A 2,626-nucleotide genomic window follows, 5' to 3' on the forward strand; every position below is an offset into this window, starting at 1 on the left:
GTGCCGGCAACGGCAAACAGCGAGGCAGGCTCGAACCCGCTCAGCCCAGGGCGCAGAATCAGCAGCACACCGGCAAAGCCCAGCCCGATCGCCAGCCAGCGCCGCCAGCCGACGGTCTCGCCAAAGAACACCACTGCACCTGCTGCCACGACCAAAGGCGTGGCCTGCAGTATGGCCGAGGCCGAGGACAAAGGCGTCAGCGCAATCGCCAGGGTGAAACATAGCCGCCCTACGACCTCCGCCACAGACCGCAGCAGCATCGGGCGCGTGCCAAAACCCGGGTGCCAGGGGGCGTGACCCTGCGCACGCGCCATCGCGGCAAAGATCACCATGCCGCCAAACCCGAACAGGATCAGAATCTGTCCCACAGGAATGTCGCGGGCAGCGGATTTGATGAACATGTCCTCCAGCGCAAAGGTGGCCATGGCCAGCACCATCAACAGGCTTCCGCGCAGCGTGTCCACTCCGGTTCTCCTCAAATCCAAAAAACTCAATGACTTGGCAATTGGTAGGCCCGCGCCAGACAATGCACAAGTGAAGGGCTTCAGTCCCGCTGCGTCAGACCCGCCCGCCGGTAGTGGTGCATGTTGAGGAAGGAGACGCCGGTCTCCGCACTGCGATAGCCATGCGGCTGGTCGGCGGCAAAGCGCAGCCCCTGCCCCGCCTCCAGCGCCACCCATTCGCCGCCCCGCAACACCTCCATTGCGCCGTGCAGCACAAAGACCTCCTCGGTCACACCAGTATCATGCGGCTGCGACTGGTGGCTCTGGCCCGGCTGCAGCGTCACCTGAAAGGTCTCCGCTCCCAGCAGCGGGTCAAAGGGAAAGACGATCTTGACTCCGATGCTGCCCGGAAACTGCACGGTCTCATAAACGCCGGTGGCCGCGCTCACCGGTCGCGCCGCCTCCCCCAGCAGAGCAGTCAGCGGCAGGTGGAACCCTTTGGCAATTTTCCACAGGGTGGCAATCGTCGGGCTTGATTCGCCGCGCTCGATCTGCCCCAGCATTGCCTTGCTGACCCCTGTGATCTCCGCCGCTTTGGACAAGCTAAGCCCAGCCGCCGCGCGGATCTCCCGCAGGTTCAGGGTGATGGTTTCATCGCTCATAAGATCCGCCGCTCAAAAAACACTTGTGCGCTATAACGCACGATGTGTAGTGTGCGCTATAACGCACAACACCCCTAGCCGATCCGGCGTCCGAGGAAAAGCCGCATGCTCAAGGATCTGAAACTCTCGCATCTTGTCTCCGGCGCGGTGGCTGTTCTGGTCGGCTATACCGGCTCGGTTGCGATCATTTTCCAAGCCATCGAGGCCGTGGGCGCCACCCAGTCCCAGGCCAACAGCTGGATGCTGGTGCTGGGGCTGGGCATGGGCGTAACCTGCCTGTTCCTGTCACTGATCTACCGGATGCCGATCCTCACCGCATGGTCCACCCCCGGCGCGGCGCTGCTGGCGGTCAGCCTCAACGGCGTGCCGCTGGCCGAAGCGGTCGGCGCTTTCCTGTTATGCGCCGTGCTCTTGACCCTCACCGGCGTCACTGGCTGGTTTGCCGCCCTCTCCCGCCTTATCCCGGACAGCCTGGCCAGCGCGATGCTGGCAGGCATCCTGTTCCAATTCGGCCTCTCCGCCTTTACTTCTCTTCAGACGGACACCGCATTGGTTGCTTTGATGGGCCTCACGTTCCTGGCCGGACGCAAGCTGTTCCCCCGCTACACGATCCCCGCGGTGCTGGCCGCAGGTGTGGCCTGGTGCGCAGCAACCGGAGCCTTTGGCAGCCTGGAGGCGCTGGACCTTACCCTGGCCCGCCCCGAGTTCGTGACGCCCGCTTTCTCGCTGCCGGTTCTGATCGGCATCGGCCTGCCGCTCTACATCGTCACGATGTCTTCGCAGAACATGCCCGGGGTGGTGGCGTTGAAAGCCTGCGGCTACGCGCCGCCGGTTTCCGCCAGCCTGACCGTGACCGGGCTGGCCTCGCTGGTCCTGGCCCCCTTCGGCGGCTTTGCCTTCAACCTCGCCGCCATTACCGCCGCAATCTGCGCAGGCCCCGAGGCGGATGAGAACCCGGACACCCGCTATCTGGCAGGCGTCATGACCGGCCTCGTCTACATCCTCGTGGGGCTGGGCGGCGCCACCGTGATCAGCCTGTTCCTGATCGCCCCCAGGGCGCTGGTGGCTACTGTTGCAGGTCTTGCGTTGCTCTCAACCATCAGCAACAGCCTGTCTGCCGCGCTGGCCGAGCCGCAAGGCCGCGAGGCGGCGCTGATCACCTTCATGACCACGGTCTCCGGCATCAGCTTCCTTGGAATCGGCGCGCCGTTCTGGGCTTTGGTGCTGGGACTGGCTGTGAATCACTGGCTCAAAAGCCCAGAACCCACCCCGGTGCGCGCCTGAGAGCCCCCCGGAGAGACATTTCGCCACTGAAATCCGGCGCAATCTGCGCCAATATTACCGAACAGCCCCCCGGCCGGTTGCCTTTATTGCGCAAATCGTGTCCCTGAGGGCAAAGACTAAGGGAACCAGCCTGATGCCAAAGTACCGATCCAGAACCTCCACCCATGGCCGCAACATGGCGGGCGCACGCGGCTTTTCCTCGGACGCCGGATCGGCTAGGGGTGTTGTGCGTTATAG

General features: G+C 64.1%; 3 protein-coding genes. 1 reads left to right on the plus strand and 2 read right to left on the minus strand.

Translation table 11 applies throughout. The features are described 5' to 3' along the window. Window positions 1–464: DMT family transporter (locus A2I95_RS30665; RefSeq protein WP_291735932.1), on the minus strand; the 464-nt coding region annotated here is incomplete at its 3' end. A gap of 80 nt (window positions 465–544) precedes the next feature. Further along, window positions 545–1,105: an XRE family transcriptional regulator gene (locus tag A2I95_RS30670; protein ID WP_027257444.1), complete on the minus strand. Its 561-nt coding sequence runs from the start codon at window positions 1,103–1,105 to the stop codon at window positions 545–547. Between the two features lie 105 nt (window positions 1,106–1,210). Between A2I95_RS30670 and A2I95_RS30675 the strand changes: the two genes are divergently transcribed. Next, a complete protein-coding gene (locus tag A2I95_RS30675) occupies window positions 1,211–2,389 on the plus strand; it encodes a benzoate/H(+) symporter BenE family transporter (RefSeq protein WP_291735933.1) in 1,179 nt (392 codons plus the stop codon). Window positions 2,390–2,626 lie beyond the last annotated feature (237 nt).

The organism is Leisingera sp. F5, from assembly GCF_001593695.1.